Below are 23,829 nucleotides of genomic sequence, written 5' to 3' on the forward strand. Positions count from 1 at the left end.
CACAACACGGTATCAACGATATCCAAGATCCCGCGGCTCCAGGAGAACCGCAATACCCCGCGCCCAGCCCCTTCGAGGAGCGGGCCGCCAGGGCCAGAATGTCTTTGTGTCCCGACCCGTCGGCGCCTCGTTGGCGGCCACCGCGTCGGTGGAGGGGGTTATAGGCGCCTCCTCCACGAACACGCAAGCGCTTTTTTGACAGGATGATGAAAATTCTGCCCGATTGTGAAAAATCAATGGGTTGGCGGGCCGCAGCCGGGCGAACCGATTACAGCAGGCCGAGAGACCGCAGTTCTGCGGCCAGATGGGCGGGCAGTTCATCGCCTTGCCCGCCCGCTTCGGACAGATCCCTGGGCGCCGTTTCCGGATTGAAATAGCGCCATCCCTGGAACGGGCGGTGGGGTGTCGGCACGGTGGCGACGAGCTGAGGGTCCATTCCAAGAATGCAGCAGCTCTCCCCTTCCTCGTCCACGGTGGTGTCGATGGAAATCACCCGCTGGCGGGCGGCGACGGCGCCGCGGACCACCCAGTAGATTGACCCACCGGCGAGGATTTCCTCCCCCCGCTTCGGCACACGGCGCGTAAAAACGGGAACCATCGACCGGCCGTCGACGGCCTGCGCGCGGCGCGCCTGCACCGCCGCCAAGTGGTCGAGGTCGTCGATCCCTACGGCGAGCTTGATGAGATGCAACGGCATGAACGGCTCAGGGAGAGAGGTTGGCGGAACGGGTTCGCTGCCGCAGATGGGAATCCACGGCGGCGTTTCCAGTCATGCGCTGTTGAATACGCGGCGCGCGGGTCAGGCCGGCACTTTGTTGAGGGAGCGGCAGCGCTCCTCAAACGGCGGCGTGACGAAGTCCGGCTTCTTGAAGAGGCCGCGCATCCAGGCCGTCAGCGTGCAGAGGTCTTCCAACCGCACGGTTTCGTTCAGGGTGTTCTCGGGAAAGGTCAGCTCGAAGGTTTCAGCGATGTGGTCCAGTACCTGTTCGAGCTGCTCGGCGGTGAGGCCGATTCCGCCGTCCAGCACGGCGTTGCGGGTCAAGACCTTTTCATCCACACCGTATTCGTCACGGATCAGCTTCACGATCCAGCGGAACAGATGCATCCAATTGGTGATCCCCAGGATCGGCTCCGACATACCCCGCCCCTTGTGTACCGCGACCTTGGCACGAAGAATGGCACGCATTCTTTGCAAATTCATTGCGTGAAAATGCCGCTTCCGTAAGACGGCGCCGGCGCCCATAGAATGCGGCCCATGCGCGCCGCTTATCTCAACCTCGCCCTGTCGATGACCCTGGTCGGCCTGTCCGTTCCGGCCTCCAAGGTCATCGTATCCCACATCCCGCCGCTTGTGGCCGCGGAAATGCGCTTCGCGCTTGTCGCGGCGCTGCTGGCGCCCTTTGCCCTCAGGGGTGGAGCGGCGGCGCTGCCGCGCAACGGTCGGGACTGGACGAGCCTCGCCCTGCTCTCCCTGTTCGGCATGGTGCTGTTCAACCTGTTCCTTCTCTATGGGCTGCGCGAGACCAGCGCGGTGGCCGCCGGAATCATCACCAGCACCATCCCGGCCATGACGGCGCTGGGCGCGGCGCTGATCCTGCGCGAGCGGATCGGAGCCGGCAGCACCGCGGCCATCGCCTTGGCGGTCGTTGGCATGGTCGCGCTGAATTTACGCCCCGGGGGCGGCGGTGGACCCGACGATTCCGTCGTCGGCAACGCGCTGGTTCTGGGCGCGGTGGTGTCGGAGGGGCTGTACGGGGTCTTCGCCCGGCAGCTCGGCGGGCGGATTCCACCTTTGGCGCTGACCTGTCTGGCAAACGTCCTGGCCGCCGCGATGATGGCGCCGGGTGCGCTGGCGACGCTGGACGGCTTCGATCCGGTCATGGTGCCCGGCTGGGTCTGGCTGCTGTTCGTGACGTCCGGCCTGACCGGCGGTTTGTTGGCGGTGGTGCTGTGGATGCGCGGAATCGCCCATGTGCCGGCCAACCGGGCCGGGTTGTTCACCGGGCTGATTCCGGCAGCGGGCGTGCTGGCCGCCGTGCTGTTCCTGGGCGAGGCCTTCACGCTCGCCCACGCGGCGGGGCTGTTGTGCGTTCTGTTCGGAATCGCGATGGGAACGGGGGCGCTGCGCCTGCCCAAGCGCTTCACGCCGGGATAGGCGCAGCGCCCGTCCGAATCACATCGATTCCTGAACCAGAGCCACACCCTTGATCTGAGCATAGACCGGCTGGCCCGGCGACAGCCCGAGGGCGTCCCAACTCTTGCGGGTGACACGGGCGAGCATGCGCGCGCCCCTGCCTTCCTCGCCCAAGGCGACGACGGCCATCATCTGGACGTCGTCGTGCCGCTCCGCCGCGACGATGCGGGCGGGAAGAGCGTTCAGGATGGTGCTGCCTTCCGGCGGGTTGCGGGCGAGGCTGACGTCGGATGCGGCGATGCGGGCACGCCGCGCCGTCCCCTGCGGCCCGAGGTCTCCTGGAACGAGCAGGTGACCGCCGTCCAGCCGCAGCAGGGTCAGGCCGTAGGCGTCCTCCCGCCCCGCCACCACCGCGGGCAGGGTCACCCCGGCTTCGGGCATGCGGGCGATGGGCAGGGTCGGATCGGCCTGAAGCTCCTGCATCGGGCCGGCGGCGACGACGCGCCCCTGGCGCAGCAGCACCAGATGGTCGGCCAGCCGTTCGACCTCCGCGATGTCGTGGCTGACATAGAGGACGGGGACGGACAGCACGCCGTGCAGCCGCTCCAGATAGGGAAGGATCTCCTCCTTGCTGAAGCGGTCGAGCGCCGCCAGGGGCTCGTCCATCAGCAGCAGCCGCGGTTGCGAGAGCAGCGCGCGGCCCACGCCGACCCGCTGGCGCTCACCGCCGGACAGATGCGCCGGCGAACGGTCGAGCAGATGCCCCAGCCCCAGCAGGTCCACCACGTCGCCCAGGCGGATGTGCTCCGGCACGCCCCGCCCCACCGTCCGGCGATGGCCGAACAGCAGGTTGGTGCGCACCGACAGATGCGGGAACAGGCTGGCCTCCTGGAAGACGTAGCCGATGGGCCGCTTGTGCGTCGGCCGGAAGGTCCGCCCCTCCTGCCAGACCTCGCCGTCCAGGGCGAAGCGCCCGTTCAGCCGCTGCAGCCCGGCCGCGCAACGCAGCACCGAGGTCTTGCCGCAGCCGGACGGGCCGAACAGCGCGGTGATGCCGCGGCCCGGCGCTTCGAACGCCACGTCCAAAGCGAACTGCCCGAGCGTCCCGTGGAAATGCACCGACAGGCTCATCGCCCGCCCCGCCCAATACGCTTCTCCAGCAGCATCATCGTCAGGATCACCGTGAAGGAGAAGACCAGCATGCCGCCGGCCAGCAGATGGGCCTCGTCCCATTGCAGCGTCTCGACATAGTCGTAGATGGCCACCGAGAGGACCTTGGTCTGGCCGGGGATGTTGCCGCCGATCATCAGGACGACGCCGAACTCGCCCATGGTGTGGGCGAAGCCCAGCACGGCGCCGGTCAGGAAGCCGCGGCGGGCCAACGGCACCGCCACGGTGAAGAAGGTGTCGAGCGGCGAGGCGCGCAGCGTCGCCGCCGCCTCCAGCGGGCGGTCGCCGAAGGCCTCGAAGGCGTTGCGGATCGGCTGCACCACGAAGGGCATCGAGTACAGCACCGACCCGATGACCAGCCCTTCAAAGGTGAAGGCCATGGAGCGGGCGCCCCACAGGGAGGCCAGCCACCCGCCGGGGCCGTTCGGTCCCAGCAGCATCAGCAGGTAGAAGCCCAGAACCGTCGGCGGCAGCACCAGAGGCAGCGCCACCACCGTGGCGACCGCCTCCTTCCACCAGGCTCCGGACCGCGCCAGCCACCAGGCCAGGGGGGTGCCAACGATCAGCAGAATGACCGTCGTCAGCGCCGCCAGCTCCAGGGTCAGGATGATCGGTTGCCAGCTCATCGGCGGGCTGTCCTTACCAGGGAGACCGGCATGATCAGTTCGGCGCCCTCGTGCCGTAGCCGTACTTGGAGATCGCCGCGGCGGCCTCCGGCCCCTTCAGGAAGGCGAGGAACGCCGTGGCGGCCTCGTTGCCGGCGCCCTTCTTCAGCAGGACAGCGTCCTGGAAGATCGGATCATGCAGAGCCTCCGGAACCGGCCAACGGGTGCCGTCCGGCTTGGCGATCACCTGGGACAGGGCGACGAAGGCCAGCTCGGCAGCCCCGGTCTCGGCGAACTGGAAGGCCTGGGCGATGCTGTTGCCCTGGACGATCTTTGGTTGGATCGACTCGAAGACGCCCATCTTCTTCATGGCCTGCACCGCGGCGGCGCCATAGGGCGCGGTCGCCGGGTTGGCGACCGACAGCTTCTCGAAAGCGCCCTTGCGCAGCGTGTCCTCGCCCAGCGGGGCGTCGCTGGCCTTGGTCCACAGCACCAGACGGCCGACGGCATAGGTGAAGCGGGAATCCGGAACGGCCAAGCCCTCCTCCACCGCCTTCTTCGGGGTCTCGTCGTCGGCGGCGAGGAAGACGACGAAGGGCGCGTCCTGCTTGATCTGGGCGTAGAACTGGCCGGTCGCGCCGAAGCTCAGGACGGCCTTGTGGCCGGTCTTCCGCTCGAAGGCGGCGGCGATCTCCTTCGCCGGGGCGGTGAAGTTTGCGGCGACCGCGACGTTGAATTCGTCGGCCCGGGCCGGTGCCGAGACGGACAGCAGAGCGACGGTGGCAAGCAGGAAATGCCTCATTCGAAAACTCCTTCCGATCCTATCGTCAATCCACCGCAAGAATGATGTGCGATGCGTCGATCAGCGCGCAGGCCGGGTCGCCGGGCTTCAGGCCGATGTCGTCGGCGCTGCGCAGCGTGATGATGGCGGTCAGCGTCTTGCCGCCGCCGATGTCCAGAGTGATCTCGCTGTTCACGGCGCCGTCCTCGCGGCGGGCCACCACGCCCTCCACCCGGTTGCGCATCGAGGTGCGCTTCGCCTCGTCCGCCGGGGCGAGGATCACGAAGGGCGCCTTGATCAGCGCCGTCGCCGCGCGCCCTGGGAACAGGCCCAGGTCGCGCACGCTGTCGCGGGTGATGATCGCGACGATCGAGGTCTGGCCCGAGACGGCCAGGGTGACTTCGGAGTTCACCGCCCCGTCGGTGATGGCGGTGACGGTTCCACGGAGGGTATTGCGGGCACTGGTGCGCATGAAGAATCCCCACATCAGACTGGCCGCCGACAGGCTGGTGCCGTTCAGTTCCGGTTCCAGCACCTGGAAGGCGCGGACCATCTCGCTCTGCAGACGGTGGAAGGTGGCGACCAGCCGTACGCCGTCCGGCGTCAAGGCGGTTCCGCCGCCGCGCTTTCCGCCGGCCTGCGCCTCGACCAGCGGGCGGCCGAACAGGTTGTTCATGGCGTCGATGGCGTCCCAGGCCGCCTTGTAGGTGACGCCCACCGACCGTGCCGCGCCGGAAATGCTGCCCTCGCGCCCCACCGCCTCCAGCAGCCGGATGCGCTCGGCGCCGATCGGCGACGCTTGCGGCCCGGCGAACGACACCTGCGGTTGGACGGACATGAGCGGGCACCCCGATTCGCTATATATGTTGGCTATATAACCATGCTCGGCGCAGGTGAACTAGCGCTTTCTGCCAATGCCGTCATTTCTTGAGGGATAGCGATGAGAGGGCGCTCGAAGCCGACTTGAGGATCGGGCCAAACCAAGAGGCGCGCCGCGCAAACAATGCACGTGATCTGTTCATTGTGCCTAATTTGCGGGCCTATTCTGGCGCTGATCGAAGCGTTATTGCTTCTCCGGTGTCGGACTCGATGGATTACAGACGCAAGATTAGCAGCTTCGACGTCAGAACGCCTCATGGAGCGGTGACACGCAACGCCGTCCGCCCCCCTCTGGCCGAGGGCGGTCTGATGCCGGGAACTTGATATATAGGATAACTATATAGCGGATGATGCGGGCGGAGCGCTATCGGCCCATCAATCCACCAATTCCCAGTCGAGCGTCGACACGACGCGGACGACCTTGTCGATCTGCCTGCTTTCCATGATGCCGGGGGCCTCGTCGCGGGCGAGGATCTGGAACAGGCCCTGGTTGGCGCGGCGGATGCCGCCCAGCGTCGCGCCGCTGTCGGTCGCGAACTGGGTCGCCGCCTCGCGCGCCTTGGCGGTCGCCTCGGCGATCATCTCGGTCTTCACGTCGTTCAGCCGCGTGAACAGGTAATTGGGGCCGGAGCCCATGCCCGGCTCCCCGCCCAGGGTCACGCCCTGGTCGAGCAGTTCCGCCAGATTCTGGCTGGCGCGGTCGATCCGCTCCACGTCGGGGCTGCGGATCATCAGGGTTCGGGTGAGGATGTAGCGCTGGTCCGCCGGTCCCTGGCGGTAGGCCTGGGCGAGCAGGTCCACGAGATCGAGCGACCGCGAGACGACGGCGTCGGCGCCCAGCCCGTAGTGCTCCAGAAAGGCCAACACGGCCTTCTCGTCGGCCGCCGTCTTCGCCTGGACGGCGGCCAGGTCATCGCCGGTGGCGACGAAGCGCACCGGCCAGAGGGCGAGGTTCGCCTTGACCTCGCGTTCGGCGGAGCCCTTCACGGTGACGAAACGGTCGGCCAGCCGGACCTGGGCGACCTCCCGCCCCGCCGACCAGCCCGCCACCGCGATCCCGACGGCGAGAAACCCCGCCGCGGCCAGCGCCGTCCGGTTTCCGATCATCCCACTCTCCCTCGTCGATCCGCACGGAGCGTGAAGGAGGATTGTGGCGAAGCTCAGGCCGGCCGGCGCCCGGACACCGCGTCACACCATCGTCAGCCAGACGCACATCAATCCGTAGGCGGCCGGAAACAGGACGAGGCACACCCGGTCGAGCAGGATCGACTTGGCCGCGTTCCGCTCGTAGATCATCAGCGACACCGCGCTCTGCATCAGGCTGAGGAAGATCATGCCCATGGAGGCGAGGTTGACCCGGTCCGACAGGGTGAATCCGCTGCTGCGCGGCAGGTCGCTGGCGATGACGAAGTAGCAGGCGACCACGGCGAACAGCGCGCCGATGCCCAGGCCGAAACGGGGGTCGAGGTCCACCGGCTTCACCAGGAAGGCCAGGAAGGCCACCACCGAGGAGATGAAGATGGTCGAGAAGGTCTTGATGTAATAGACCGAATCCGGCCGCTCCAACGTGATCGCGTGGGTGTAGCGGGAATAGACCGACTCGTGGTTCTTCGGCAGGGTGATGTCGCCGTAATTGGTGCGGTAGCGGTGCGCCGAGATGGTGGCGCCGTTGCTGGTCAGAGTGTAGCCCGAGACGTCGACGTCGGGATCGAGGGTGCTGTTGTCGGTGTCCGGCACATAGACGAAGTGCTCGGCCGTCAGGTCGCTGTCCTCGATCACCAGACGAATGGTCTGGGTGTCCAGGGGGAAGCGGCTCACGTCCCAGGGCTGGTTCAGAACCGCCTGGACGCGCGCCTGCCCGTAATTGGTGTCCTTCAGCTTGCGGACCGGGGTCGGCGTGCGGGATTCGATCCGCCCGTTCATCAGTTCGAACGTCTCCAGCGGGTTCAGGGAGTCGTCGTCCCAGCGGAACCAGACGTAGAAGTCCACATTGACCTGATTGTCGCGGAGGTTCACCCCGGTGATCTGGTTGACGTAGGTGCCGACCACCACCTTCGCCGGCCCAGGGGGCGTTTCCGCCCTCGACGCTCCGGGCAAGCCGGTCAGAAGGATGGCGAGGAACGCCAGCGCATACCGAATCATGATGCCATCTCCTTTCGTGCCGGACGTCAGTGCGCGTGGCTCTTCTTGACCAGAACGTCCATGGTCGCCAGCAGCACGCCGGAGACGATGAAGGTGACGTGGATGGCGACCAGCCACATCAGGTCGCGGTCGGAGACCTCCGACACGTTCATGAAGGTCTTGAGGATCTGAATGGAGGAGATCGCCACGATGCTGGCGATCAGCTTGACCTTCAGAGCGCTGAAATCCAGCTTGCCCATCCATTCCGGACGGTCGGCGTGGCCCTCGACGTCGATCTTCGAGACGAAGTTCTCATAGCCGCTGAAAATCACCATCAGCACGAGGTTGCCAACCATCGTCAGATCGACCAGCCCGAGCACGATCAGGATGATGTCGTTTTCCGTGCCATGAATCAGAAGCGGCAGTGCGTGCACCATTTCCAGCGCGAAGCGCCAGCCGATCATCAACAGCGCGCCCACCAAGCCGACATAGAGCGGCGCCAGGAGCCAGCGGCTCTGGAACATCACCTGCTCCAGGAAATGCTCGGCCCGGCGCCCTGGGCCGCGGCGCCCCGCGCCGTTGCGGGACAGGAAGGTGGTGTCGCCGGTCAGGGCCGACGGGTTCGACTGGGTCATGACTTGCTCGCCAATGTGATGTCGCCACGGATTTGGCCGATTTTCCGGCCGTCGATCTGGTGCTGGTAGGTCATCTGCAACTGGTCGAAGGCCAGCGAGATGGTCTCGGTCCCGTTGCTGCTGTCGTCGTCGTCGACCGACAGCACATACTCCGTGATCTGCGTGTTCTTCAGGATGATGGTCAGGTACGGCTCGGCGAAGATGTCGCTTTCACCGAAATACTCGCCGCCTTGCAACTGCGCGAAGGTGCGGAAGAAGTGGATCGTCGCGGTGACGTCCTTCTTCTGCGGATCGAAGGCCGCCTGCATCAGCTTGGGCGAGGCGAGGTCGAAGTGACGTTCCAGCTTCAGGCTGTCGACGCCGAGCTTGTCCTGCTTCTGCGCCTTCCGGCCGCTGAGATAGGAGTTGTCCTCGATCGGGTCGTCGTAGTTGAAGCCGCCGACCTCGCGCTTGCCCGAGGACAGGTCGAAGCTGACGCAGTCGGCCAGATTCTTGTAGTTGCGGATCAGCGATTCGCCCTTGATGCCGGGGTAGTCGAGCAGGATGCGGGGCATGGCTCAGCGCTCCTCAAGCCGCAGAAGGCCGAAGATCCGCCCGACCTCGCCGCGGTCGCCCAGCAGTTCGGCGTAAAGCTCCGGCAGGGACAGGTTCCCCCAAGCGGCGGCGCGGCGGACGAGGTAGGAGGTCGGGCTGTGCGGCTCCTCCCGCGCCAGGAAATCGGCGATCTGGTGCAGCATCGCGTAGGCTTCCTGCCGGGTCCGCGGCCCACCGGGGCGGGCGAAGGCGGCGGGAATGATTTCGGCGGACGCGTCGATGGCCCCCCCTTCCTCGCCTTCCGCCTCTTCCGCGGCGGCGGCGCCGTCCGGATCGATGCCGCGCTTGGCGAGCGCGTCGCGGTGGAACTGGATCAGGCTCTCCAGGGTCTTCAGAAGCTGGGTGAAGCCGGGCGCGGCGCGGCCGGCCACGGCGTCCAGCTCCGCCGCCAGGGTGCGCACCGCGGTTACCGTGTCGCGCAGATGACCGTGCTGGGTCTGGTAGAAGTCCGGCGGCGTGCGGTCCTGCGCGGCGAGGATCTGCTCGACCGTGACCTCGCCGTCGTCGACCGCCGCGTGGAAGGCGCGCGGGTCGCGGGTGGCGAGCTTGCGCAGGCGCTGGGCGTTCTGCCAGTCCTGGAAACGGTGCGTCTCGTCGGCGTTCGCCCCCGGCTGGGTGATGGTGGTCGCCATCAGGTCGCGCGACAACTGGCTGTCCAGCCAGACCAGCGGCGCCAGCCGCGGCTCCGGGTCGCCGTCGTCCAGGCGCGGGTAGAGGCCGTCCCAGAAATCCTCGACCAGCCCATGGACCAGCAGAAGGCCCGGCGCCAACCCCGCCGGACCATGCAGGCGGCCCAGCGCCTGGACCAGCCACGCCGCGACCTGGAGATCCTTCGTGCGAGTCGTCAACAGGTCCGAGGACTGCTGGACGACGCCCTTCCAGTCGGCCTTCTTGACGGTGGTCTGCCAGATGCCCTGGTCCAGATCGTCGTCCATCCGGCGCGCCTCGGTCAGCGCGTCGAATTCCGGGCCGTGGCGCAGGTCGTCGCCCGCCGGATCGTCGCCGGGGATGGGCTGGAGCAGGGCGCCGATGTCGATCAGCGGGTGGGACGTGGTGGTCATGGTGCTGCTCACGGGAAGCGTTGGGCCGCGGGGCGGAGCATCGGGGGCTGGGACGGCGGGGTTCCCAGGTCGAAGAAGGCGCGGTCCGCCGGGGCCACCGCGCCCGACGGTGCCGGCCAGCCGGCCAGCCCCGGCATCCGCCGCATGGTGCCGACCGGGGCCAGCGGCGGCGCCTGCGCGGGCAGCGCCGGCACGGCCACCTTCTCCTCGCGCGGCGGCTTGCCGTCGGACAGGACGGTGCGCTTGACCACCAGCGTCATGAAGACCCGCACGTTGGGCTTCACCGCCGGGGGCTGCGCCGCCTGCACGGCCGGAGCGATCGGCATCGGGGCCGCCGCGGCGGCCTCCTTGACCGGGCCGCTTGCCGTGGCCTCGAACAGCAGCAGCGGCTCGGTGTCCGGGCCGGGGCGGCGGTCGCGCTGCGGCGCGGCCTGTCGGCCGGCCAGGGCGAACAGCGCCCATGGACCGTCATAGTCGAAGCGCAGCGAGGGTCCGTCCACCGTCACCCCCGCGCCGACGCCGGACACCGGCAGCACGGTGCCATCCTTGGCCCAGCGCAGCGTCACGCTCAGCTTGTCGCCCGGATACCAGCGCAGCGGCGCCCGTGGCAGCATGCTGGACAGGGCACCGTTCGGCGTGGCGAGCTTCCATTCGATGATGTCGCTGCCCCCGGCCTCGCGCCCACGGTTGACGCGGAAGGCGGGGTCGAGCGCCAGACCGCCGCTCTGGTCCGGGGTCACCGCGGCGATCAGCAGCGGACGCGCCCGCTCCATCGTCTCCACGAAGCGCAGCGCCTCGCGTCCGGCGGTGCCGAAGCGCTCGCCTCGGCGCAGCCCCTCCAACACGAAGGCCGAGCGCGCGTCGAACCGCTCGTAGAAGGCGCGCACCGCCGCCGGATCGGCCTCCTCGCCCGCCACCGCGGCGGTGGCGAAGGGGAAGCGGCCCGCCAGCATCTCGTTGAAGGACGCGGCCATGTCGACATAGGCGTCGTAGACGCGGGCGTCGGCGGCCAGCACGCAGCGCGTGGCGATCCACTGCTTCAGCTCGGCCAGACGGCTGCGGAAGAAGTCGTCCGGCACCCCGTCGATGGCGCCGAGATTCTGGCAACCGGCGGCGTCCACCGCGGCGCTCTCCACCGTCACGAACTTTTCGAGCTGCGCCAGGGAGCTGTTGGGGCGCCCGCCGTCGTACTTGTCCAGCTCGGTGATGATGCGCGCCCACTTGGAGGCGGCGCCCGATCCGGTCCCGGCGCCCATCACCGGGCGCTCCAGGATCTCGACCACCGGGGCGGCGATGTCGCGGGCGAGCACCGTCACCTCCTGCCGGGCGTTGCCGAGATAGAGCGCCAGCCCGGCCGGCGTGGTCTGCCCGAACAGAAGGTGCGGCACCAGCGGCCCGTCCACCCAAACGTCCAGCGCATGCGCGTCGGGCCGGTAGAGCTGGTCGCCCTCCAGCAGCCGGTCGGCCTGGGCAAGCACGGCATTGGCCTGCCGGGCCACCGTGTCGCGGATGGTGTCGGCGGAGGTGGTCAGCCCGATCTGGCGGAAGGACTGCATCGTCTCGGCCAGCACCGGGAAGGCGGTGCGCAGGGCATGGGCCGAGGCGCGGAGCTGCGCCAGCCCGCCGGCCCGGTCCACACCGCCGCCCGCCGGGCTTCCCGCCAGGGCGCGGGCGAGGATGCGCTCCACCCTCTGGCGGAGCTGGTGCTGCGCCGCCGCCCGCATGGAGGTGCGGAGCATGGCCGGCGCCTGCGGCAGGTCCTTGGCGTCGAACAGCAGATAGTCCTCGACCAGCGGCGAGATGCTGTCCAGCGCGGCGCGGTCCCATCCGGCGCCCACGGCGGGCATCGCCAGCGCGCCGGACTCGTCCGTCTTCATGAAGCGGCGGGCCATCCACACCGCCAGGGTGCGACGGAGCTGCTCCGCCGCCGGAGCCAGCCGGGCGCCTCCGTTGGGGGCCTGTTCCAGCAAGCGGCCGATCACCGAGTCCAGGCTGCGGGCGCCGACTCCCGCCTCGTCGTAGCGGCGTTGCGCCAGATCCAGGATGTCGGCGCGCAGGTTGGGTCCGAGCAGGTCGGACTTCTCCAGACGGCCGAGCAGCGCCTCGAACTCCGGCGGCAGGACGGGGCCGTTGGCGCCGATCCAGGCGCCGCGCTCCGCCCCCAAACCGCGCGCGGCGTCCTCCAGGCTCGACAGAACCTCGGCGTAGGCCGCCGCCGCGTCGGCGGCGGAGCGCGCCCCACCGGCCAGCAGCTCCAGTTCGCCGGCGGCGACCGACAGCCGCGCGGCGGCGAGGCCGCCCATCGCGAGGTCGCGCAGATAGGCGTCGGCGTATTGCCGGAAGCGGCGGCCGACCTCCGCCCGATGGGCGGTCAGGTCGATGGGACGCTGCGCCCCCGGCCCCGGCGCCGGGATTGCGGTGCCGCCCGGCGGCTGGTCGATCTCCCAGCCGTGCAGCCGCGCGGAGAAGCCGCGCGCCACGCCGGAGCCCAGCGCGAAGTCCAGCACCTCGTCCAACGGCAGGGCCGGGTCGCGGGCGTCGACGTTGTTGTAGGCGCGGGCCAGCCCCTCGGCGATGCCGATCTCGCCCGCGAAGGCGCGCAGCCGCTCGAAGGCGCCCGCCCCCGCCGCTCCCACCCCGCCGTCGCGGGTCAGGCGGCGCAGCCGGTCCTCGGCCACGTCGCGCACGGTGGACAGGGCCAGCCGGCGGTAGCCGACGGCCAGCGCCCCCGACACCGAATCCGGGACGCCGCTGATCCAGGAGGCCGGCAGCGGGTTGAAGGTCCAATCGGTGGGCAGCATCGTCACGCCCTGCACGAAGCGGGCGGCGGGATCGCCGTAGGCGGCGGTCATCGGCGCTCCGGCCTCGACCGCCGGGCGCTGGTCGGCGAGTTGCTGGAGCCCGCCCGGAATGTCGGCCAGCACCGGAACCAGCCGGTCCGACAGGGTGGAGGCGCGCTGCACCCCCATCCACAGCAGCAGCACCGCGGCCAGCGCGGCGGCCCCCGTCCCCACCGGCCAGGAGTAGCGGCGCCACGCGCGGGACGCGGCCAGCGCGCGGGTCGGCTTGGGCAGGCCGGCTTCGGGGAAGATCTTGCGGTTCAGCAGGTCGCGCCCGAACAGCGCCGCCGCGTCCGGATCGGGACGGCCCGTGAAGTAGATGCCGCGGACGTAGAGAGTCTCCTGATAGGCGGTGCGCTTGAAGGCGGTGCCGAGCAGGGCGCGCAGCGCCGCCTCCGTCCCGGTCAGCCGCTCCGTCAGGGCGAACAACGGGGCGCCGTCCGGCGTGGCCGTGGCGCCGAACACCTCCAGCTCAACCGCCAGCAGGCCGTCCGCCAGCGACTGCAGCGCCTCGCTCACGAAGTCGGGGGAGAAGGCGGTCTCCAGCGCGTAGGGGCTCGACCAGCCGAGCATCCCGCCGGTCAGGGACGGTGGCAGAGCCTCGGCCAGCGTCGCGAAGCCGGGGGCCTCCTCGCAGCCCGTCACCACCACATAGACCGGCAGGGCGAAGCCCAACGTGCGCTGGATCTCCCACAGCCGGGCGTACAGCTCCGTTCCCCGCGCGGTGGCACGGCGCACGTCGTCCAGCTCGGCCAGCGGAACGGTCAGGATCAGCCCGTCGGCGGGCAGCATCGGACGGCGGCGGCCCAGCAGGTCGAGCACGCCCGCCCAGGCGGCGCGGGGATCATCGACATCGATGACCACCGCCCGGTCGTAGAAGCGCCAGGAGAAGCCGGCGTGCCGCTCGGCGGTCACCGGGGGGCGCACCTCCTCCGCGCAGGACAGCAGGCCGGCGTCGTCGGACGCGGCGACCCCGGTGCGCAGATACCAGGGCACCAGATAGACGTTGCGCGACAGCGTCTCGCGATAGGCCGCCAAGCCGTCGCGGAACAGGCGCCGGATGTCGCGGATGGTGACGTCGATCCCTGTGGCGGGCGCCATGCCGGCCAGCGTCGGGACCGCCCCACCCTCCTGCGCCGTCGCGTCGGGCGGCGGCAGGGCGGCGGGCTCCGCCGGGGCGGGCGGCGCCGCGCCGCGGGCGCGCAGCAGGATCGCCGCCATCACCGCGATGATCACCAGCACGAGGACAAGAAGCCCCGCGAAGACCCAGATCTGGTTGCCGGCGATGCCGGACAGGACCGCTGCCAGGAGTTCCATGACCGTCCTCTCCCGTCAGCGGGTCACGCGGACCGATGCCTGAAGCACCGCGTCCGCCGCGTTGGAAAGCTGTGCGGTGGACATCCACCAGAGCGCCTGACCCAGCACCAGCCACAGCCCGGCGATGGCCCCCAGGACCAGCGGCCAGCGTGGCCCGCGCGCCAGCGTGCGCGCCTTGCCGTCGGTCAGCGTGTAGGCGTAGGCGGCGGGGATCAGCGTCCGCCCGCCGGGCAGCACCCCGGCGCCCAGCTCGGACTCGCGGCCGGCGATGAACTCGAACAGGCGGGCGCTGTAGTCGCGCAGGGTGGACTCGCCGCCAGGCACCCGGCAGCGCCCCTTGAAGCCCATGCCGAGGACGCAGAGATAGACCGCCGCCAGCTGGACCAGCCGCCGGTCGTTGCTGGCGAGCAGCGCCTCCATCCGGTCGAACACCCGCTCGCCGGCCAGCCGGGTGCGGAACACCGCCTGCTCCAGCAGCACGCTGCGCCACAGCTCCCGCCCATTCCATTCCACATCGTGGATGAACAGGTCGTCGGCCAGCGCCGCCATGGCGTATTGCGCCTCGCGGTGCTGGCTGATCATCAGGTCGGTGCCGGTGCGCCCGACCTGGACCGCCTGGGCCTCCAGAAACTCCTGAAGGCGGCGGATGATGATCTCGGCGTCGGGCTCCAGCGCCAGGGCCGGCACCGCCGCGGCGGCGCCGCGTGGCGCCGGGACCGCCAGGGCGTCCTCGGTCAGGAAGGCCGGCAGGCTGTCCGCCGTCTCCCCCGCGGCGCCCTCGGGCTTCGCCGCAGCGCCAGGGCGCCCGGCAGCGCCGACGGCGGCGCGGTGTTTCTGGAGTTCCCGCGCGAAGGCGAGGAAGTGATCGACCAGATCCCGACGGTGCAGCATGGCGGTCATTCCCCGGCTCAGGCGCTGACGAAGAGGGTGATCTCGACGGGGCGGAAGCGGCTGCCCAGCGAGTCCGGATTCCAGATCTCCAGCCGCTCGCCGGGGACGATGTAGCGGGGATCGACCTTGATCTCGAACGGCACCACGCCGCGCGGGGCGGCCACCCCACCCTCGCCGCTGTCGTCCAGCGCGACGCGCTCGGCCCCCTTCACGCGCAGGCCGGACAGCGTCTCCAGCCGGGAGCGGGAGGCGACGATGCAGTTCTCCATCCAGGCGGCGACCTCGCTGACCGGAGCCGCGGCCGGGCCGCGCACGCCGACGACCAGCCGGCCCTTCAGCCAGGTCTCGTCCATCGGCAACCCGAACATGCCGTCCTCGAAGGTGAAGGGGATGCGGGCGACGCCCTCCTTCACCCGGTCGATCATGCGCAGGATGAAGTCGCGCACCTCGCCGAAGCTCGCCATCGGGTCGTCGTGGTCGTAGCGCGACAGCTTGGCCGGCACGGCGCCGCTGGCGAAGGCCGACAGATGCCCGGCCAGCGTGCACAGCGACATGTAGACGTCGAACGGGTGGCAGACGCCGACGCCGAGCTGCGCCTCCAGCGGCGGCAGGCCGGTGACGAGGCTGCGGATCTCCGTCCGCGCGGCCTCGGCCAGCTCGGTCGCCGGGTTGCCGTTGCCGACGCCGGAGCGCTCGGCCAGGAACAGCGCCTTCTCGCGCACGCGCCGCACCACCTCCGCCCCCAGCCGGCCGAGCGGCGCGTTGGCGGCGACGGTCAGCGCCGGCGGCACGAAGTCGGTCAACACGAAGGCGTCGTTGCGGAAGGTCGCCTGCGCGATCGGCATGGAAACGAACTTCTGCGGCGGCTTCTGCGTCGGGCCGGTGGTGGCGAACAGCGCCAGCCGCGGGCGCAGCCGGGCGATGGACAGCTCCTCCCCGCCATGCTGGTCGGCGACGGGCGCGCCCTCGACCGAGACGTAGCGCGGCGTCTCCCCCGGCCCCGGCGCGCGGTCGCCGCGGGCGGCGGGAACGATCAGGTGGATGGTGATCTGCGTCTGCCCCACCGGGTCCGCGTAGGCGGAGATGTCCACCTCCAGCGGCTCGTCGGTCCCGGCGCGGTAGTCCACGACGAGACCGTCGGGCAGGATCGCCTCCAGCTCCCGCACCTGGAGCAGCCCGGAGACGAGCTGCACCCGGTCGACCTGGAGATGGACGACGCCCCAATGGAAGGGCCGCGCCTGCCGGACATGGTAGGTCAGCTGCCGTTCGTGCCGCAGCGCCTGCTGCTGGAAATGCTGCGGGGCCAGCAGCATCCCGTCATGCCAGTCGATGGCGTCGGGAATGTCGCGCGCCTCGGTCATGCGGCCCTCACGGAAAAGGAAAGAACATCACGGAACCAGTTCGACATCCTTGTCCCCGGCGGTGAGGGTCAGCGTTCGTGTGTCCGGCACGCGCAGGCGGTGCGGTCCCGGCGTGGAATAGTTGGCGAAGATCAGGATCGCCCAGGCCGGCTCGCCCGGCGGCAGGTCCGTCTTCAGCGTCTGGCCGGGAACCAGCTCCCAGCTCGTCACGCCGAGCGTGGTCGGATGATCGCGCATGGACTGCTCGCGCTGGCCGAACCATTCCGCGGCGGTCAGCGCGCCCAGCTTGTCCACCAGCGCCTTGTCGCGGACGGACACGAGGTCGATGGCGACCGGCGTGGTGTCGTTGGCGGCGGGGGCGACCGTGAAGGACACGCTGTCCAACGCGGCGCGCGGCTTGTCCGCGCAGCCGGCGGCGAGCAGCGCCAGCGCCAGCGCGCCGGCCGTTCCCAATCGCGGGCCCAATCGTTTTCCGTTCACCGGACTCATGGCGTTCAGCGCTCTCCCGCTTCGGCAAGGGTGACGACGGTTCCGGACACGCCGTTGGCCCGCGTCAGCGCGTCGAGAGCGCGGGCGGCCTCGTCGGCGGCGGCGTAGCGTCCGGTGCGCACGGCGTAGGGGGCGTTGCCGCCCGGCAGCGGCGCGAAATCGACCGTGCCGCGCACGCCGCGCTGGGCGGCGGCGGCGGCGAAGGACTCCGCGTTGGACGGGGTGGCGAAGCGCCCGAGTTCGATGGCGTAGTGGCGGACCGGCGCCGGACTGCTTCCTCCACCATCCTCCTTCATCGCGTCCAGCCGGTCGTTCAGCGTGTCCTCGACGACGCCCTCCACGCTGTTGCCGGCGAATTCGGTGACGCGGTAGCCGGTCTTCTCGATGACGTGGGCGGCGGTGCCGGCCATCCAGCCGGGCAGGAAGCGGCGGGCCGCGTCCGCGGCGCCGCGGGTCATCGGTTCGGTGGCCGAGATCGCCCGTCCGCGCGCCTCGTCGCTGAAGATGTCCGCCGTCTCGATCACGCCCTGGCGGGCCTCGAAGCTGTCGGCGATGTTGCTCCGCGCCATCGCCCCCAGTCCACCGCCGCCGGCGGCGGGCGCCGCGGTGGCGGTGGCGGGAGCGGAGACCGACGCCACCGACGTGTCACCGCCGCCGGTCAGGATCAGCGCCGCCATCACCGCGCCCAGCAGCAGGGCCACGACGGTCAGCACGGCGACGCCGGCGGCCAGAGCCGCCACCTGCCATCGTCCGAGCGTGATCGTGGTCATCGCGGGAATTCCTGGGGAAGAAATCATCGGTCGGGCCGCCCACCGCGCAGGGCGGCGGCCCAGCCTGATAGAAGCATCCCGACGGCCCAAATCCGCGCGCTGTCTGGTTCGTTCTGGCGTAGTCCCGCGGGGGCCTCGCGGCGATGGACTGGAAGCCCACCCCGACATGCGGAGAAGCCCGCAAATCCGGCGGGTTACCCCCTTGGTCCGAACTGGATCATTCGCCGCCGCCGGCCTTCGCGGGCTGGGCGGCGGGAAGCGGCTCCTCGACCACCACCCCGCCGATCCCGGCGGTCCGCTCGAAGGACGGGCGGCGCGCCTCGGCCTGCCAGCGGTCGGCGAAGGCGCCGGCGCGCACGCGGTGCCACTGCCCCCCGGCGGCGTCCATGGTCTCGACGATCTCCACCGGAAGGCCCCGCCCGGCCAGCGCCGCCGCGAAGTCCTGGGCGTTTCCGGCGGAGCGGAAGACGCCGAGTTCGATGGAGAAGCGCGCGGTCGCCGCCTTGACGGATGCGACCGGACGGACCGGGACGGCGGCCGGCGCGGCCGTCTCCGGCTCCGCCTTTGCCGTCTCCTGCGGTACAGCGGCGGGCGCTGCCTTCGCTTCGGCGGGCGCGGGGTCGTCCGTGGCACCCGGGACGCTGCCCCCGGCCAGGAAATAGCCGCCCGCGAAGGCCACCAGGAGGAGGAGCAGCGCCAGCACGCCGACCAGGAGTTTCTTCATGGCTTCGCGCTCACGATTCCGGGCCACCGCACAGCCGGCGCATCTCCGCCGTCTCGCGCTGGTAGCCGAGCCGCACCCGCCGGTCGAGCACGAGGCAGAGATAGGTGTCCTGCGCCGTCGGATCGCTGGCGTGGTAGCGGCGCACCGCTTCCGTCCAGGAGCCGTGGCGGTCGTAGAGTTCGCGCAGGAAGCGGGCGGCGTAGGCGACGTTGACCGCGGGGTCCAGCATGTCCTCGCCCCCTGCGAAGGAGCCGGCGTGCCAGCGCGTGTGGATCTGCATGCAGCCGACCGCCACGTCGCCGCGCAGGCCGCCCTCGCCGTCCTGCATCAGCCGCAGCGCCTCGCGCCGCGTCGCCGGATAGTGCGGGCGGCCGGAGACGTTCAGCGCCCAGGGCCAGGGCATCCCGGCCCGCCCGGACTCCACGACGCTCATGGCGTGCAGAATGCCCGGAGGAATGCCGTAGAGCGCCTCCCCGTTGCGCAGGTAGCGGCTGCACTGGAACAGCGCCGGTCCGCCCTCGGACATCGGGCCAACCTCCGCCGCCACCGGCCCGGCCAGCAGGGCGCCCATCAGGGCGAGCGCGCCGGTCAGAATGCCGCGCGCCCTCATGCCCGCACCCGCAGGGCGACGCACAGCCGGTCCACCGCCATCGCGGCGCCGCCGCCATGCTCGGCCAGCCCGGCGGACACCGCCGCGGTGACGCTGGCCGCGGACAGGTCGTCGAGATTGCCGAGGATGCCGGTCAGCCGCGCCCGCCCGAAGGCGACGCCGAAGCGGTTCTCGCCGTCCAGCAGCCCGCCGTTGCACAGCACCAGCGTCGAGGGCACCGGCAGGTCGAGCGCGGTTTCCACCGCTGTCATCGCGGGGTCGAGGCCGAGCGGCGGGTTGGCCGCCACCGGCAGGTCCACCACATCGCCGAAGCGCCGCAGCAGGAAGGGCTCCGGCACGCCCGCGGCGGCGAAGACCAGCCGGCGCGACCGCGGCGACACGATGCCCATGGCGAGGCCGATCGACAGGCCCGCAGCGTTGTCCGCCGCCAGCAGCCGGTTGGCGCCGGTCAGGCAGGCGGCCGGCCCGAGCCCGGCCGCCGCCAGCGTCCGCAAGGCGGCGCGCGCCGTCACCGTCATGAAGCCCGCCGCCAGCCCGCCGCCAGACACCTGCCCGATCAGGACCGCCAGCGACCCGTCCGCCGTCAGGAAGAAGTCGTAGAAGCTGCCGTCGAACTCCGCCGCCGGACGCATCAGGCCAGACGCTTCCAGATCGGGCGCCGAGGTCAGGTCGGGCGGCAGGATGGCCGCCTGCATGCGCCGGGCGATCTCGAACTGCTTCTGCAATTCCAGAAGCTCCGTGCGGGTGTCCAGCGCGGATTGGAGTTGCCGGACCATGGCGTCGAGCGCGGTGTGCTGGTCGCGCACGCGCTCCGCCATTACCTCGAAGGCGACGGCGAGCGCGCCGGGATCGTCGGTGCGCGCGCAGGGCGTTTTGCCCTCCGAGGCGGCCTCGATGCGGGCGAGGTCGGCGAGAAGCTCCCGCCGCCCCTGCTCCGGCAGGGTTTCGGACAGACGCAGCATCTGGCGGCGGATGAAGGACTGCTGGCGCAGCCAGTGGCGGGCGCGCCGCTCCTCGGCGTCGCGCAGCGCGCGGCTGCGGCTGCGGAAGACCTCCACGGTGCGGGCGAGTTGCCCGGCCTCGTCGGTGCGCTCCGCTCCCAGCACGGCGACGCCGGTGTCCCCCGCCGCCAGGGCCGACAGGGCGGACATCGAGGCGTAGACCGGCGTGAAGATGCGCCGGAAATACCAGTCCAGCCCCAGCGTCCCCGCCACCAGAACCATCAGCACCACCAGGATGGCCGAGCTGTCGAGCAGGCTGTCGGCCATGGCGGCCAGCGTGGTCTCGCGCACGGTGACGAGGTACAGCGTGCCGTCCCCCTCCGTGCCGGCCACCTTGGGCAGGCGCAGCTTGCGCACGCCGTAGCCGCGGGCGCCGATGGTCGCCTGCACCTCCTCGCCGCGCTCAGCGGCGGGACGCACGTCCGCCCAGGCCAGCGGTCCGGCGTGGCCATACAATGCGCCGTCGCTGCCGATCAGGAAGGCGGAGCCGCCGAGAATGCCGGCCAGCGCCTCCAGGCTGCCGGTCAGCGGACGGGTGGCGACCAGCGCCCGGTCGGCCGGCCGCTGCGCGCCGAGGGGGCGGGCGAGCAGAAGCTGCGCGGCACCGCCGGTCAGAACCAGCCCGTCCTGCGTGTCGTTGCGGGCCAGCACCTGCCCGATGCGCCGCTCGTCGAGAAGGCGGATCGGCTGGTCGGCCGGGATGGCGAGCAGGGTCTGCCCGGCGCCGTTGATCACCGTTGCCGCCGTGAAGCCCAGAGCGCCGAGCCGCTCCGCCACCGCCGCGGCGTTGCCGCGCTCCAAGGCGTCGGTGAGGCGGGGATCGCCGACCGCCACCCGAGCGGCGGCGGCGGACTGGTCGAGCAGCCCTTCCCACAGCCGGAGGGTCATCCGCCCCTCGTCCTCGGCGTGGCGGGTGGCCCCGCTCTCGATGCGCAGCAGGGCGAAGACCGCGGAGGTGACGAGCACGGCGAGGACCACCGAGGCGGCGGCCACCGTCATGCGCTGGCGAAGACCGGTCATCGCGCGGCCTCCCCTTCGACCGGAACGCGCCGGCGCGGCGCGGCGTGGCGCCACAGGGCCAGCGTCAGCGGCGGCAACGCGGCGATCCCGGCGAGCAAGGCGAGGGAGGGCAGCGTTCCGGCGGCCACCACCGTGTTGCTCCCGCCGGACAGCCACAGCACGCCGAACGTCCCGGCCAGGGTCAGCGCGGCGCGGACCCCGGTCAGCCCCTCCCAATTCCCGGACGCCGCGAAGCCCGCATGGCCGGCGCCAAGCGCCGCGGCGGCGCCCAGCGCGACGGCCGTTCCCGGCTCCACCGGGCCAAGCGCCAGGAGAAGCCCAACCACCGCCGTCGCGCCCAAACCCACCAGCGTCGCCGCCCCCTGAGGCACCAGCACCGCGACCAGCGCCGCGGCCAGCCAAGCCGGGGTGGCGTGCAGCCAGAAAAGTTCCGAAACCCGGCGGGCGTCCATCGCCCCGCTGCCGTCGGCCCGGCTCAACACCGCCAAGGCCAGCGCCGTGACCAGCCATAGGCCCCAGCCTTTGGGCCGCACCGTCCCATCCACCCACCAGCGGTCCACCGCCAGCAAAGCGCGGAGGGTCACGCGCGGCAGCGTCAGACCGCTCCGCCGCTCCAGCCGGACGGCGGCCAGCAGGCCGGCCACCCCCGACAGCACCGCTCCGGCCATAAGAACAGTCGGCACGCCACCGCCGATGCACAGAACCGACAGCCCCGTACCGGCGACCAGACCACCGGCGGCGGATACCGCCGGCCCGGCGCGCAGGCTTTCCGCGGCGGGACGCGCCGACTGGAAGGGAAGCGCCGCGGCAAGCCCGCCCAGCACCGCCCCGCCAAGCACAACGCTGGTCAACCAGACCGCAGCCCCGTCGCCCAGTCCGGTCAACAGTGCCCAACCGCCCAGCGCCAGCGCTCCCGCGACGGGTGCGCGGCGGCCGAGCGCGAGGGCGAGCGGAACCGCCGCGGCCATGCCCAGAACCACCCCGCCGAGCGCCACGCCCGGCGGCAGGTGGCGCGCCGCCATGGCTGCGGCGACCGCCGCCCCCACGCCGGCGCAGAAGGCGGTGGCGTAGGGCAACGACCCGGCGTCCGGCGGCGCCAGCGCGGTCAGCCGATCCGGCGAGAAGCGGCCCAGCCGCTCGATCCGTTCGATCAGCGGCGCCACCTCCGCCGCGGCGTCCTTGTTGAAGCTGAGGTCGCGCACCTCGGCCAGATAGCTGCGCAGGCGGGCGAAGCGGTCGTTCACCCCGGTCACCACCCGGTTCATCTCGGCCAGCAGGGTGCCGATCAGGCTCTGCTCCACCGGCGGGGCGATGCGGTCGTAGGCGGAACGCGCCAGGTTGGCCTCCAGCGAGGCCGCCAGCCGCAGCGGCGCCATCACCTGGGCGTTCAGCATGGTGCGCAGCGCCAGCCCGCCGAGCGCCAGCGCGATGCTCAGCGCCACCGCGAAGTCGATCAGGATGCGCGGCGCGTTGGCCGGCTGCGCCACGGCGCTGCGGCCCAGCAGGACCTCACCCGCCGTCGCGGCACCCTGTCGAATGGGAAAGCGTTGCAGGACCAGCCCCAGGGCGGACCAGTCGGTTTCCGCCGGCACCAGCCGGACCGACAGGTCGGGCCGCGCCGCGTCGGATTTCTGGAACAAGGGACGGCCGGCGCCGTCCACCACCAGGATCAGCTTGATCTCCGGGAAGACCGCGCCGGCCTCGCCCAGATAATCGTCCATCCCGGCCATGCGGTCGAGCGGCAGGCCGAGGGCCAGCGCCTTCTCCAGGTCATGGGCGATGCCCGTCCCGACGATCTCGGCGCGGGAAGCGGTTCCCCGGTCGGCCAGCCCGGCCGCGGCGATCAGCGCCGCCGCCAGCGTGGCGAGCCAGGGCACCACCACCACCACCGCCATCAGCGGGATGAAGCGCCGCAACACGCCGCGCTGGGGGAACAGCGTCGCCGGGCGGGTCATCGCAGCACCTCCCCATCGATGCGGGCGGCCTCGGTCTCCGCCGCGCGCAGCCCGGCCAGGACGGCGGACAGCGCCGGATCGCCCACCGCGACGGCGGCGGGCGCGTCGGCCTGAAGTTGCCGCGCCTCGGCGGCGTAAAAGGCCGTCCGCTCCAGAACGGACCGGCAGACGCCGGACAGCAGAAGCCGCGTGCCCAGAACGGCGAGAAGCCCGATGGCGGCGAGGAAGACGGCGGTGACCGTCGCCGTCTCGCGCAGCGCGGCCAGAACCTCCACCCGCGCGTCCTGCTGCGGGGCGAGGCCCAGCACGGCGCCGGCGGGCTTGCCCAGCGCGTCGGCCACCGGCACGCCGACCAGCACGCCGTCGCGGTCCGCGAGGTCCCAAGGCTCCGCCGGCAGCCCCGCGGCGCCCCCCATCCAGGAGGCGGGCACCGGTGTTCCCGCCGCCTGGGCGGTGGCGAACAGCACGGTCCCGCGCGGGTCCACCACATAGAGCCGCACACCACCGCCACCGGTGGACGCTACCTCGATCAGCCTTTGCAGGTCGTTCTGGTCGGCAAGCGGAAAGCCGATGGCGGCGCGCTCCGCCGCGCTGGCCGCCACGCGGCTGGCCAGCGCCGACGCGCGCGCGGCGATTTCCGCCGTGTGTGCCTCCGCCACCGCGTTGTGAAAGGCGAACAGGGTGAACGCCTGCCCGCCCACGGCGCACAGCCACAACACAAGCGCCAGACGCCCGAAACCGTAGAGCATGGCCAGCCTCCCAGGGTCCGGCTATAGCGGCTTTCCACGGGGGCATCCCGTTCAGATTGGCCCAACTTGGTCTGATCTGCTTTTGCCGCTCCCCGGCCCCTGCGATACTGCCCGGCCAACCA

General features: G+C 71.1%; 22 protein-coding genes. 1 reads left to right on the forward strand and 21 read right to left on the reverse strand.

What is annotated here, in order from left to right:
• Positions 1 to 268: 268 nt before the first annotated feature.
• Both AC1DVI_RS25585 and AC1DVI_RS25590 read right to left on the reverse strand, forming a co-directional pair.
• Positions 269 to 697, reverse strand: coding sequence for a DUF1489 family protein (locus AC1DVI_RS25585; protein WP_476960370.1), 429 nt, complete (start codon positions 695 to 697; stop codon positions 269 to 271).
• Positions 698 to 799: 102 nt separating this feature from the next.
• Positions 800 to 1,186, reverse strand: coding sequence for an acyl carrier protein (locus AC1DVI_RS25590; RefSeq protein WP_476960371.1), 387 nt, complete (start codon positions 1,184 to 1,186; stop codon positions 800 to 802).
• A gap of 69 nt (positions 1,187 to 1,255) precedes the next feature.
• Here AC1DVI_RS25590 and AC1DVI_RS25595 point away from each other — a divergent pair, with 69 nt between their 5' ends.
• Positions 1,256 to 2,155 carry a DMT family transporter gene (locus AC1DVI_RS25595; protein ID WP_476960372.1) on the forward strand — a complete coding sequence of 300 codons (900 nt, stop codon included), beginning with the start codon at positions 1,256 to 1,258 and terminating at the stop codon, positions 2,153 to 2,155.
• An 18-nt stretch (positions 2,156 to 2,173) separates the two neighbouring features.
• On the opposite strand, the gene modC is transcribed toward AC1DVI_RS25595, so the two are convergent.
• The 19 genes from modC to AC1DVI_RS25690 all read right to left on the reverse strand — a co-directional run bounded on the left by modC (position 2,174) and on the right by AC1DVI_RS25690 (position 23,707).
• Positions 2,174 to 3,265: a molybdenum ABC transporter ATP-binding protein gene (modC, locus tag AC1DVI_RS25600; protein ID WP_476960373.1), complete on the reverse strand. Its 1,092-nt coding sequence runs from the start codon at positions 3,263 to 3,265 to the stop codon at positions 2,174 to 2,176.
• Complete coding sequence (gene modB, locus AC1DVI_RS25605) at positions 3,262 to 3,930, reverse strand: molybdate ABC transporter permease subunit (RefSeq protein ID WP_149168076.1); 669 nt, start codon at positions 3,928 to 3,930, stop codon at positions 3,262 to 3,264. The genes modC and modB overlap by 4 nt, the downstream gene beginning before the upstream one ends.
• 34 nt (positions 3,931 to 3,964) lie before the next feature.
• The gene (modA, locus tag AC1DVI_RS25610) at positions 3,965 to 4,711 is read right to left on the reverse strand and encodes a molybdate ABC transporter substrate-binding protein (protein WP_476960374.1); all 747 of its coding nucleotides are present in this window, start codon (positions 4,709 to 4,711) and stop codon (positions 3,965 to 3,967) included.
• A gap of 25 nt (positions 4,712 to 4,736) precedes the next feature.
• Positions 4,737 to 5,528: a TOBE domain-containing protein gene (locus AC1DVI_RS25615; protein WP_476960375.1), complete on the reverse strand. Its 792-nt coding sequence runs from the start codon at positions 5,526 to 5,528 to the stop codon at positions 4,737 to 4,739.
• A 416-nt stretch (positions 5,529 to 5,944) separates the two neighbouring features.
• Positions 5,945 to 6,676, reverse strand: a complete 732-nt coding sequence (locus AC1DVI_RS25620) for an SIMPL domain-containing protein (protein ID WP_476960376.1) — start codon at positions 6,674 to 6,676, stop codon at positions 5,945 to 5,947.
• A gap of 81 nt (positions 6,677 to 6,757) precedes the next feature.
• On the reverse strand, positions 6,758 to 7,711 hold the full coding sequence (locus AC1DVI_RS25625) for a ligand-gated ion channel (protein ID WP_476960377.1): 954 nt from the start codon (positions 7,709 to 7,711) through the stop codon (positions 6,758 to 6,760).
• A gap of 26 nt (positions 7,712 to 7,737) precedes the next feature.
• Positions 7,738 to 8,325 carry a TIGR00645 family protein gene (locus AC1DVI_RS25630; RefSeq protein ID WP_476960378.1) on the reverse strand — a complete coding sequence of 196 codons (588 nt, stop codon included), beginning with the start codon at positions 8,323 to 8,325 and terminating at the stop codon, positions 7,738 to 7,740.
• Positions 8,322 to 8,879 (reverse strand): Hcp family type VI secretion system effector, encoded by a 558-nt coding sequence (locus AC1DVI_RS25635; protein WP_149168071.1) that lies wholly within the window; start codon positions 8,877 to 8,879, stop codon positions 8,322 to 8,324. The genes AC1DVI_RS25630 and AC1DVI_RS25635 overlap by 4 nt, the downstream gene beginning before the upstream one ends.
• A 3-nt stretch (positions 8,880 to 8,882) precedes the next feature.
• Positions 8,883 to 9,980, reverse strand: a complete 1,098-nt coding sequence (tssA, locus tag AC1DVI_RS25640; RefSeq protein ID WP_476960379.1) for a type VI secretion system protein TssA — start codon at positions 9,978 to 9,980, stop codon at positions 8,883 to 8,885.
• 8 nt (positions 9,981 to 9,988) lie between these two features.
• Entirely contained in the window at positions 9,989 to 14,137 is a 4,149-nt protein-coding gene (locus tag AC1DVI_RS25645; protein WP_476960380.1) for a type VI secretion protein IcmF/TssM N-terminal domain-containing protein, read from the reverse strand.
• Between the two features lie 15 nt (positions 14,138 to 14,152).
• The gene (locus tag AC1DVI_RS25650) at positions 14,153 to 15,028 is read right to left on the reverse strand and encodes a DotU family type IV/VI secretion system protein (RefSeq protein WP_476960381.1); all 876 of its coding nucleotides are present in this window, start codon (positions 15,026 to 15,028) and stop codon (positions 14,153 to 14,155) included.
• Positions 15,029 to 15,045: 17 nt separating this feature from the next.
• Positions 15,046 to 16,389, reverse strand: a complete 1,344-nt coding sequence (gene tssK / locus AC1DVI_RS25655; RefSeq protein ID WP_476960382.1) for a type VI secretion system baseplate subunit TssK — start codon at positions 16,387 to 16,389, stop codon at positions 15,046 to 15,048.
• Between the two features lie 27 nt (positions 16,390 to 16,416).
• The gene (locus AC1DVI_RS25660; protein ID WP_476960383.1) at positions 16,417 to 16,842 is read right to left on the reverse strand and encodes a hypothetical protein; all 426 of its coding nucleotides are present in this window, start codon (positions 16,840 to 16,842) and stop codon (positions 16,417 to 16,419) included.
• Between the two features lie 41 nt (positions 16,843 to 16,883).
• Positions 16,884 to 17,648, reverse strand: a complete 765-nt coding sequence (locus AC1DVI_RS25665; protein ID WP_476960384.1) for an SPOR domain-containing protein — start codon at positions 17,646 to 17,648, stop codon at positions 16,884 to 16,886.
• Positions 17,649 to 17,865: 217 nt separating this feature from the next.
• The gene (locus AC1DVI_RS25670; RefSeq protein ID WP_476960385.1) at positions 17,866 to 18,372 is read right to left on the reverse strand and encodes an SPOR domain-containing protein; all 507 of its coding nucleotides are present in this window, start codon (positions 18,370 to 18,372) and stop codon (positions 17,866 to 17,868) included.
• Between the two features lie 10 nt (positions 18,373 to 18,382).
• On the reverse strand, positions 18,383 to 18,982 hold the full coding sequence (locus tag AC1DVI_RS25675; RefSeq protein WP_476960386.1) for a lytic transglycosylase domain-containing protein: 600 nt from the start codon (positions 18,980 to 18,982) through the stop codon (positions 18,383 to 18,385).
• Positions 18,979 to 21,003, reverse strand: a complete 2,025-nt coding sequence (locus tag AC1DVI_RS25680) for a PP2C family protein-serine/threonine phosphatase (RefSeq protein ID WP_476960387.1) — start codon at positions 21,001 to 21,003, stop codon at positions 18,979 to 18,981. The genes AC1DVI_RS25675 and AC1DVI_RS25680 overlap by 4 nt, the downstream gene beginning before the upstream one ends.
• Positions 21,000 to 22,958, reverse strand: coding sequence for a hypothetical protein (locus tag AC1DVI_RS25685; protein ID WP_476960388.1), 1,959 nt, complete (start codon positions 22,956 to 22,958; stop codon positions 21,000 to 21,002). Before AC1DVI_RS25685 ends, AC1DVI_RS25680 begins: the two co-directional genes overlap by 4 nt.
• Positions 22,955 to 23,707, reverse strand: coding sequence for a hypothetical protein (locus tag AC1DVI_RS25690; protein ID WP_247874224.1), 753 nt, complete (start codon positions 23,705 to 23,707; stop codon positions 22,955 to 22,957). Before AC1DVI_RS25690 ends, AC1DVI_RS25685 begins: the two co-directional genes overlap by 4 nt.
• Positions 23,708 to 23,829: the final 122 nt, after the last annotated feature.

This window comes from Azospirillum sp. P4_B5 (assembly GCF_056402275.1).

Excerpts from the sequence above, each read along its gene's own strand:
- AC1DVI_RS25635 (WP_149168071.1), bottom strand. The coding sequence starts at position 8,879 with ATGCCCCGCATCCTGCTCGACTACCCCGGCATCAAGGGCGAATCGCTG.
- AC1DVI_RS25615 (WP_476960375.1), bottom strand. The coding sequence starts at position 5,528 with ATGTCCGTCCAACCGCAGGTGTCGTTCGCCGGGCCGCAAGCGTCGCCG.
- AC1DVI_RS25645 (WP_476960380.1), bottom strand. The coding sequence starts at position 14,137 with ATGGAACTCCTGGCAGCGGTCCTGTCCGGCATCGCCGGCAACCAGATC.
- modC (WP_476960373.1), bottom strand. The coding sequence starts at position 3,265 with ATGAGCCTGTCGGTGCATTTCCACGGGACGCTCGGGCAGTTCGCTTTG.
- AC1DVI_RS25690 (WP_247874224.1), bottom strand. The coding sequence starts at position 23,707 with ATGCTCTACGGTTTCGGGCGTCTGGCGCTTGTGTTGTGGCTGTGCGCC.
- AC1DVI_RS25585 (WP_476960370.1), bottom strand. The coding sequence starts at position 697 with ATGCCGTTGCATCTCATCAAGCTCGCCGTAGGGATCGACGACCTCGAC.
- AC1DVI_RS25680 (WP_476960387.1), bottom strand. The coding sequence starts at position 21,003 with ATGACCGGTCTTCGCCAGCGCATGACGGTGGCCGCCGCCTCGGTGGTC.
- AC1DVI_RS25625 (WP_476960377.1), bottom strand. The coding sequence starts at position 7,711 with ATGATTCGGTATGCGCTGGCGTTCCTCGCCATCCTTCTGACCGGCTTG.
- modB (WP_149168076.1), bottom strand. The coding sequence starts at position 3,930 with ATGAGCTGGCAACCGATCATCCTGACCCTGGAGCTGGCGGCGCTGACG.
- AC1DVI_RS25630 (WP_476960378.1), bottom strand. The coding sequence starts at position 8,325 with ATGACCCAGTCGAACCCGTCGGCCCTGACCGGCGACACCACCTTCCTG.
- AC1DVI_RS25595 (WP_476960372.1), top strand. The coding sequence starts at position 1,256 with ATGCGCGCCGCTTATCTCAACCTCGCCCTGTCGATGACCCTGGTCGGC.
- modA (WP_476960374.1), bottom strand. The coding sequence starts at position 4,711 with ATGAGGCATTTCCTGCTTGCCACCGTCGCTCTGCTGTCCGTCTCGGCA.
- tssA (WP_476960379.1), bottom strand. The coding sequence starts at position 9,980 with ATGACCACCACGTCCCACCCGCTGATCGACATCGGCGCCCTGCTCCAG.
- AC1DVI_RS25590 (WP_476960371.1), bottom strand. The coding sequence starts at position 1,186 with ATGCGTGCCATTCTTCGTGCCAAGGTCGCGGTACACAAGGGGCGGGGT.
- AC1DVI_RS25620 (WP_476960376.1), bottom strand. The coding sequence starts at position 6,676 with ATGATCGGAAACCGGACGGCGCTGGCCGCGGCGGGGTTTCTCGCCGTC.
- AC1DVI_RS25685 (WP_476960388.1), bottom strand. The coding sequence starts at position 22,958 with ATGACCCGCCCGGCGACGCTGTTCCCCCAGCGCGGCGTGTTGCGGCGC.
- AC1DVI_RS25670 (WP_476960385.1), bottom strand. The coding sequence starts at position 18,372 with ATGAAGAAACTCCTGGTCGGCGTGCTGGCGCTGCTCCTCCTCCTGGTG.
- tssK (WP_476960382.1), bottom strand. The coding sequence starts at position 16,389 with ATGACCGAGGCGCGCGACATTCCCGACGCCATCGACTGGCATGACGGG.
- AC1DVI_RS25665 (WP_476960384.1), bottom strand. The coding sequence starts at position 17,648 with ATGACCACGATCACGCTCGGACGATGGCAGGTGGCGGCTCTGGCCGCC.
- AC1DVI_RS25675 (WP_476960386.1), bottom strand. The coding sequence starts at position 18,982 with ATGAGGGCGCGCGGCATTCTGACCGGCGCGCTCGCCCTGATGGGCGCC.
- AC1DVI_RS25650 (WP_476960381.1), bottom strand. The coding sequence starts at position 15,028 with ATGCTGCACCGTCGGGATCTGGTCGATCACTTCCTCGCCTTCGCGCGG.